Origin of the sequence: Bacillus sp. FJAT-27916, from assembly GCF_001183965.1 — a bacterium.
Taxonomy (GTDB): Bacteria; Bacillota; Bacilli; order Bacillales; family Pradoshiaceae; genus Pradoshia.
In genome coordinates this window covers 1116194-1123385 of record NZ_LFZV01000001.1, presented here as the reverse complement: position 1 = coordinate 1123385, position 7192 = coordinate 1116194, and the positions used below count along the sequence as shown (strand labels likewise).

Genomic DNA, 7192 nt, shown 5'->3' with positions numbered 1-7192 from the left:
CGTCAGTTCAGGAGTTTGCGTCCAGCTTCCTTCAGCCACTACCTCACGATAGCCACCTTGCTTTTCGCTAACAGTTCCTACTGCCAAGCCTGTAGTGGACTTGCACCATCAAGTTTTCGCCCATGCAGGGCGCACAAGAAAAAAGCCTGCCGGAAAAATTTCCAGCGGGCTTTCATCCTGTTGTCAATATATGTTATATTCTATTCTAAGAAATCCTTTAGACGTTTGCTGCGGCTTGGGTGGCGCAGCTTGCGCAATGCCTTCGCCTCAATCTGTCTGATACGCTCACGCGTTACACCGAATACCTTGCCCACTTCTTCAAGAGTACGGGTTCTGCCGTCATCAAGCCCGAAGCGTAAGCGAAGCACATTTTCTTCACGGTCGGTAAGCGTGTCCAGTACATCCTCTAATTGCTCCTTCAAGAGCTCATATGCTGCATGGTCAGATGGAGATGTAGCATCCTGGTCCTCAATGAAATCGCCAAGATGTGAATCATCTTCTTCCCCAATTGGCGTTTCCAAGGAAACAGGCTCTTGTGCAATTTTTAAGATTTCACGCACTTTCTCCGGTGTTAGGTCCATTTCTTCTGCGATTTCCTCTGGAGAAGGCTCACGGCCTAAATCCTGTAAAAGCTGACGTTGAACACGGATTAGTTTATTGATGGTTTCCACCATATGAACCGGGATACGGATGGTTCTTGCTTGGTCCGCAATAGCACGTGTGATTGCCTGACGAATCCACCAAGTAGCATACGTACTGAATTTAAAGCCTTTGCGGTAGTCGAATTTCTCAACCGCTTTAATAAGGCCCATATTCCCTTCTTGTATAAGATCCAGGAACAGCATCCCGCGTCCGACATAACGTTTTGCGATACTGACAACGAGACGGAGGTTTGCTTCTGCCAGTCGCCGCTTAGCTTCTTCATCGCCTTCTTCAATACGTTCAGCCAGGAGGATTTCTTCCTCAGCGGAAAGGAGGTCTACACGCCCGATTTCTTTAAGATACATACGCACCGGATCATTGATTTTGACACCAGGAGGCACGCTTAAGTCATTCAGGTCAAACTCTTCTTCTTTTTCAAGCTCCTGTGTATCAGGATTTTCCTCATCGTCGTCTGCTTCACTCACTATATCGACACCTTGCTCTCCAAGGTATTCATAGAATTCATCCATTTGTTCAGAATCAAGCACGAAACTGGAGAGGCGCTCTGCGATATCTTCGTATGTTAACTGGCCTCTTTTCTTACCAAGCTCCGTAACATATTCTTTCGCCTGGTCCAATGTCATATCTGTGATGTCTACTGCTTTTTCTTTGGAACGTGCTGACTTTTCAGCCATTTGTTCCCCTCCTTCTCAATCCACTTCTTTTACTTCCGTCATAAAGAATTTCTTAGCGATATCAACTCTTTTCCTAGTTCAGCAGCACGAATGAAATCCTGCCGCTTTTCAGCCTCAAGTTGCTCCGCTTTCTTTTCTTTAATAACCATTAACTGTTTATATTTAGTAATTTGGTTAACGTAATCCAATAATTCCTGCTCGCTGGGCTCATGATGGAAATCCATCATTTCAATTTCAGTGACAATCTTCCTTAAATTCACATCAGGGAGGAAATGGAGGAACAGACTTGCATCCGCCTCGTGCCCTTCCTCATAGAAGGCGAATAAATACGTAATGATTGCTTGATGATCATCATGGTTCATTTCCATTCCATCCAGCAGCTTTTGTATGCGATAGGCCAATTCCCGGTCATGGAGCATGAGAGCCAGCAAAGTCTCCTCAGCCTTCATATGCGCCGGCTTCATCCCTTTTCTTCTCGGTGCTGGCATCGCTTGAAATGAGGCGGCCTGTGTCGCTTGTTTAGGCGCCCTCTTATTATATTTACCCACTTTACCCTGCTGATTAAGCAAGGATTCCAGTGAAAGTGTGAATTCTGTAGCAATTTGTCTTAAGTAGAATTCCCTTTCGACTTCACTGTCTAACTTTGCTGTTTCTTGAAGGACGCTTTCAATATAATCCATCTTATCGCCTTCATTTGCAAAGTTTTTGCCTCTCTTATGATAAATCATCTTGAAAGAGATATACGTATGTGCAGCCCCTATTATATCGTTTTGGAACTTTTCTTCTCCAAATTCCTTGATATAGTCATCGGGATCGTACCCATTCGGCATAAGGGCAATCTTGACATGAAGACCGTTGTCACGAATCATATCAGCCGTTTTATTCGCCGCTTCAATTCCGGGTGCATCAGAATCATAACAGATGATAATTGTATCCGTGCTCCGCTTTAACAGCTGAATATGCTGTTCAGTCAGAGCCGTACCCATCGTAGCGATTCCATTATGCACCTCTGCCCTGTCTGCAGAAATGCAATCAGCAAAACCTTCAAACAAGATCGCTGCCCCTTTCTTGCGAATAAAGGGGCGTGCCAGGTGGTAATTATAGACGACTTTACTTTTATTAAAAAGTGGAGTTTCAGGACTATTTAAATATTTTGGTTCATCACCTGCAGCAAGTGCACGTCCGGAGAAGGCGATTGTCTTCCCTTGCCTATCAAAGATTGGGAACATAATTCGATTCCTAAAGCGGTCGAAATAATTCTCTCCATTCTCTCTTCTGACGAGCAGGCCGGCCTTTTCCATTAGTTCAATGGAGAAATCCCTTTTCTTTAGGAAATTATGCACATAATCCCAGGAGTCTAATGAATAGCCCAGTTGAAACTTCTCAATGGATTCCATGGTGAAACCTCGTTCGAGCAAATATTCAAGAGCATCCTGACCTTGCTTTGTATTTACAAGCAAATGATGGTAAAATTTCCTTAAAAGCTCATGAGCTTCATACATATCATCGAGAGCATGCTTTTGCTTTTGTCCCTCAGAGGCTTCATTGACGTTTATCTCTAACGGTATGTTTACCCTTTCTGCCAGGCTTCTTGCAGCTTCAGCAAAGGAATATCCTTCTATATCCATTAGAAAGGTGAAAACATTTCCACCAGCCCCGCAGCCGAAGCAATGAAAGATCTGCTTATCCGGTGCAACGGAGAAGGAAGGACTGTTTTCATTGTGAAAAGGGCATAAGCCAAAGTAGTTTCGGCCTTGCTTTTTCAGCTGGACATATTCGCCAACCACATCCACAATGTCATTCTTGCTGCGAATTTCATTCACGGTTTCTTCGGGGATTAATTGATTTTTCAATTGTTTAACACCTGTTTCATAATGGGTCTGAATATTGTAATTCTATATCAGTTGCTAAAATCCTTCAATTTTCGACAATATTTTTTTCATTGTTTCCGTGAAAGCTGATTTATCAATCATTTTGATTTTCTTTGGACCTTTTTCATATTTGCCTGACCGTCTTGCATTTGCATGCAAATGCCTTGTCTCAAGAAATAGGTCAATTTCACTGTCCTTGATCTCTTTTCCCCTTGATGTTACGACATAAGCTGCCTTTGCAAGACATCCCGCTGCGAGTCCTAAATCCTCGGTGACGACAATATCACCGCTCTTCACATGATTCAATATATAAAAGTCAGCAGAATCCCTTCCTGGTTCAACCCATACCCAGGACACATCAGGATAACGATTAGTTGTATTTGTATAAGCTGCCACAAATTTGATGTTCACATCATAAGGCTCACATACTTGTTGAACCTCGGTCTTCACTGGGCAGGCATCCGCATCAACATAAACCGTTAAATGACTCTTCTTTTGTATTTCTACATCTCTCATCTTAATCCTTCTTTTTTAAGGACAGTTTGTCCGATTGTCGAATATTTTTACTAAGGATTCCTTGACTTTTTAATATACGATGCTTATTCTAGTTTATTCCTTTATAAATAACTCTAAACCTAAAGCAGGGTATTTTATCACAATTTTTTATTATAGAATAAATTAAATCAAATTTCCACTCTTTTGTCCTCTGGTAATTCAGACCATCCAAACAACCAAAAAAACATGCTTTCGCATGCTCTTTTAGTTTCGTTTGTTAATGATATCGCTAATCATATTGGCTGTCTCTTCTACCGCTTTATTCGTGACGTCAATGACCGGACAGTTAAGCCGGTTAACGATTCTCTCGAAATATGTGAGTTCTTCATGGATTCGGTCCATGTTCGCATACACAGCGCTGTCATTCAGCCCTAATGATTTCAGGCGTTCTTTCCTAATATGATTGAGCTTATCAGGACTGATTTTTAACCCGATACATTTTTGGGGATCTACCTTAAATAATTCTTCAGGCGGTTCTACCTCAGGAACTAACGGCACATTCGCCACCTTCAACCGTTTATGAGCTAGAAATTGTGATAATGGCGTCTTCGATGTACGAGAGACTCCGACCAAGACAACATCCGCCTTCATGATGCCCTTCGGATCTCTTCCATCATCATATTTCACGGCAAACTCGATGGCTTCTACCCTTTTGAAATAATTTTCGTCCAACTTTCGGACAAGACCCGGCTTATTGAGTGCAGGTGTTCCATATTTCTGTTCAAGAATATCAATTAGAGGACCGATGATGTCATATGCAGTGATATTCATTTCATCTGCCTTCTCTTTCATATACGTGCGGATCTCCGGCTTCACTAATGTGTAGGCAACCACACCGTTATTCATTTGTGCCACACTCAGCACCTCATCAACGGTTGAGACATCTTCCACAAACGGTATTCGCTTCAAGACGATGTTCTCACCGCTGAACTGACTGACGGCTGCTTTTGTTACGAGGTCAGCCGTTTCCCCAACTGAATCTGAAACCACGTAGATTATAGACTGTTCCATAAGCGTCCTCCAGGTATCACTGGCCCACTGCCGCTTTTTTACCCATTATCGCTGGCTAAAGAAACGAAGGCCTTGGTTATATTCGTTTTTGTAATTCTGCCAACCACTTCATATCCATGATCATTCTGTTTCACGACCGGCAAGGCATCAATTTGCTTCTCAATCAACTTCTCCGCAACATCAATTAAGTAGTCTTCCTTCGTGCATACTGTAATGTTTGGCATACGTGTCATAATGATGTGCACAGGAATGGTTGTTAAATCCTGCTTGCCAAGACTTGCACGCAAAAGGTCCTTCCTAGACAAAACACCAACGAGCAAGGATTCCTTATCCACAACGAATAATGTTCCAACGTCTTCTAGGAACATCGTGCAAATAGCATCATAAACAGTCACACCCTCGCTGACGACAACAGGGATTGACTGATAATCTCCAACATGAAGCTTCTTCAAGTTATCTGTTAGTAGCTGTGTCTCTGTTTTGCCTGTATAGAAATAGCCCACTCGGGGTCTAGCGTCCAAATAACCAGCCATCGTCAGGATGGCTAAATCCGGGCGCAAGGTCGCACGGGTTAGATTTAATTGATCGGCAATATGTTCGCCTGTAATAGGTCCATTATCCTTCACGATTTGGAGGATATGTTCTTGTCTTTTTGTTAATTCTATTGTACTCACCACCCTAAAGTGCCATAACACTTCGCTCTACTATAGTATTTATTATATACTATTTATTCGTGAAGTGTAATTAATCATCCTAAACTTAAAATAAGCCTACCCAAAAGGGAATGAATTCATTCCCTTTTGAGCGGGCTTTTTAAGCTTTAGGCTTCGCTAAACAGATATGTTGATTTAACTTGGATGTCGTACTGCTTATCTGCCGACATTGCCCTCTTATTGCGGGCCGGACACCTTAGTTGGTATTCCATTTATCAACATTATGTGAATCTAGCTTAAAACTTCATTTTACTGCTCAAGAATGCAGGTAATTCCTCGATGCTTACTCTCGTCTGCTCCATTGTGTCTCGGTCACGGACGGTAACCATCTTATCTTCAACAGAATCGAAATCATACGTGATACAATATGGTGTTCCGATTTCATCATGACGGCGATAACGTTTACCGATGGAGCCAGCTTCATCATAGTCCACCATAAAGTCTTGTGCCAGGTTAGCAAATACTTCTTTCGCACCCTCAGACAGCTTTTTAGACAACGGAAGGATAGCTGCTTTATATGGAGCAAGCGCTGGGTGCAAATGCATCACAGTGCGGCTTGTGCCATCTTCAAGCTGTTCTTCTTCATAGGCATCAATCAAATAAGCCAATGTTACACGGTCCGCACCTAAAGAAGGCTCGATGCAGTATGGTACGTATTTTTCATTCGTTTCTTGATCAAGATAGTGGAAATCCTCACCTGAATATTCCATATGGCGTTTAAGATCGAAATCAGTACGAGAAGCAATACCCCAAAGCTCGCCCCAGCCAAATGGGAATTTATATTCAAAGTCAGTTGTAGCGTTACTGTAATGAGAAAGCTCTTCTTCTTCGTGGTCACGAAGTCTGAAGTTTTCTGCTTTCATGCCCAAGGAAAGAAGCCATTTCTCTGCAAAATCCTTCCAATAACCAAACCACTCAAGTTCAGTCCCCGGCTTGCAGAAGAATTCAAGCTCCATTTGTTCGAATTCACGTGTACGGAACGTAAAGTTACCCGGTGTGATTTCATTACGGAAGCTTTTCCCGACTTGCGCGATACCGAATGGAAGCTTTTTGCGCATTGTACGCTGAACGTTCTTGAAGTTAACAAAGATCCCTTGTGCTGTTTCCGGACGAAGGAAGATTTCATTCGTGCTTGACTCTGTCACACCTTGGAATGTTTTGAACATAAGGTTGAATTGACGAATTTCTGTGAATTCTTTGCTTCCGCAATCAGGACAAACGATATCATTCTCTACAATCAATTCCTGCATCTTCTCGAATGGAAGTCCATCTACGATAATTTCCTGCCCTTTTTCCTGCATAGCTTCCTCAATGAGCTTATCAGCACGATGACGCGCTTTACATTTCTTACAATCAATCATTGGATCATTGAAATTTCCGATGTGGCCGGATGCTTCCCATGTACGAGGGTTCATGAGAATAGCAGAATCAAGACCGACATTGTATGGGGATTCCTGGATGAATTTCTTCCACCATGCCTTCTTAATATTATTCTTCAGTTCAACGCCTAGCGGGCCGTAATCCCACGTGTTAGCCAGACCGCCGTATATCTCAGACCCAGGGAAGATAAACCCCCTATGTTTTGCATGTGATACAATTTGATCCATTGTAATGGTCATAATCGTTCTCTCCTTTAATTCAATATAAAAAAACTCCCGCCACTATGCATAATGCATAGGGACGAGAGTTTACCCGCGGTTCCACC

At 42.6% G+C, this 7192-nt stretch carries 6 protein-coding genes; all 6 read right to left on the bottom strand.

Going from position 1 to position 7192, the window contains the following annotated elements; translation table 11 throughout:
• Positions 1–200 precede the first annotated feature (200 nt).
• Positions 201–1337 (bottom strand): RNA polymerase sigma factor RpoD, encoded by a 1137-nt coding sequence (gene rpoD / locus AC622_RS05315; RefSeq protein WP_049670111.1) that lies wholly within the window; start codon positions 1335–1337, stop codon positions 201–203.
• A gap of 38 nt (positions 1338–1375) precedes the next feature.
• Complete coding sequence (gene dnaG, locus AC622_RS05310; RefSeq protein ID WP_049670110.1) at positions 1376–3190, bottom strand: DNA primase; 1815 nt, start codon at positions 3188–3190, stop codon at positions 1376–1378.
• A gap of 54 nt (positions 3191–3244) precedes the next feature.
• Positions 3245–3724, bottom strand: a complete 480-nt coding sequence (locus AC622_RS05305; protein ID WP_049670109.1) for a YaiI/YqxD family protein — start codon at positions 3722–3724, stop codon at positions 3245–3247.
• 243 nt (positions 3725–3967) lie between these two features.
• Positions 3968–4774: a pyruvate, water dikinase regulatory protein gene (locus tag AC622_RS05300; protein ID WP_049670108.1), complete on the bottom strand. Its 807-nt coding sequence runs from the start codon at positions 4772–4774 to the stop codon at positions 3968–3970.
• Positions 4775–4812: 38 nt separating this feature from the next.
• The gene (locus AC622_RS05295) at positions 4813–5448 is read right to left on the bottom strand and encodes a helix-turn-helix transcriptional regulator (RefSeq protein WP_156185558.1); all 636 of its coding nucleotides are present in this window, start codon (positions 5446–5448) and stop codon (positions 4813–4815) included.
• Positions 5449–5723: 275 nt separating this feature from the next.
• Positions 5724–7106 carry a glycine--tRNA ligase gene (locus AC622_RS05290; RefSeq protein WP_049670106.1) on the bottom strand — a complete coding sequence of 461 codons (1383 nt, stop codon included), beginning with the start codon at positions 7104–7106 and terminating at the stop codon, positions 5724–5726.
• Positions 7107–7192 lie beyond the last annotated feature (86 nt).